At 49.1% G+C, this 1,058-nt stretch carries 1 protein-coding gene and 1 pseudogene; both read left to right on the top strand.

Features of this window, described 5'->3' with window-relative positions; genetic code table 11:
- Positions 1–472 (top strand): annotated as a pseudogene (locus ACN0IC_RS15790) (helicase); the annotation flags it as partial.
- 174 nt (positions 473–646) lie between these two features.
- Positions 647–865: an antitoxin Xre/MbcA/ParS toxin-binding domain-containing protein gene (locus ACN0IC_RS15785; RefSeq protein ID WP_416879698.1), complete on the top strand. Its 219-nt coding sequence runs from the start codon at positions 647–649 to the stop codon at positions 863–865.
- Positions 866–1,058: the final 193 nt, after the last annotated feature.

The raw sequence follows: 1,058 nt of genomic DNA, 5'->3' as shown, positions 1-1,058 counted from the left end.
GACGTCGTCTGATCGCTGGATCATCTCGGTTGGGATGATCAGCGAAGGCACAGACATTCCGAGACTTCAGGTTTGCTGTCACCTCAGTCGAATCCGAACCGAACTGCATTTTCGACAGGTTCTCGGCCGGATTCTCAGACGACAGCCAACGGATCCGGTAGATACAAATGCTTGGCTTTACGTGTTGGCTGAACCAAATTTAGCGGAATTTGCTCGAAGAATCGGAGAAGATCTTCCCGGGGAAAAGGTTGTTTCATTCGTCCTGGATTCGGAGACTCGTGGTACTCAGAAATCGAAAGCAATGAAGTTCTACCAGGACGAAGACTTTGCCTTTACATTGGATCTGGATGAGCAAGCGTCAGTTAAAGACTCTGGTCGATACAGCAAGACAGCAGATGAGGAGGAAGTGGACCTCCGTATTAGCAACCAGTACTGGAATGAAGTTCTCGCCCTTTTTGCTAATAGCACCTAAGGTTATCGGAGGTCCTACCCCTTTTCACTGACATTTATGCACGGTTTGCGTAACTATGCACTGAAAGAATAAGGTCGCCGACCAATCGGCGAATCGATTACTGATGGATCACGCGAATAATGGCGGGCACGTTTGATATTGGAAAACGCAGTCATTTGAGATAGGCACAAGTTTATGTCTGAACGAGAAGGCGACACGCCCACGATTTCGCCGGGAACTGTACACCAGATGGCCGAGACTGTGTTTGAATCTCGAGAGATCGCTTTGAAATGGTTAGAACGTCCGGTCAAAGCGCTAGAAGGGGAGGCCCCCTGCAAACTGCTCGGAACACAGGAAGGATGTAGGCGAGTTTTTAAGGTGCTAGTCAAAATCGAAGCTGGGGACTTTAGCTGATGGAGGGAGAGATTTCTGCTGGCGCATCGATAGGCATGGGCCAATATAAACGCCATTCTGGGCAGCCAGAGCCATGACGTGAGATCTGATAGTTATGGGCATTTTTAATCCTGCCTCCTCGGAGGCTGTTCCTGATCTTGCATGAAATCGTCTGCCACACTGTCGTGTGATTCAAAGGATTCATCCCAGATGG

It is taken from the genome of Litorimonas sp., from assembly GCA_029936425.1.
Taxonomy (GTDB): Bacteria; Pseudomonadota; Alphaproteobacteria; order Caulobacterales; family Maricaulaceae; genus Litorimonas.
This window is presented reverse-complemented; position numbering and strand designations above follow the sequence as displayed.

Coding starts and splice junctions, on each gene's coding strand:
- ACN0IC_RS15785 (WP_416879698.1), top strand. CDS start 647: ATGTCTGAACGAGAAGGCGACACGCCCACGATTTCGCCGGGAACTGTA.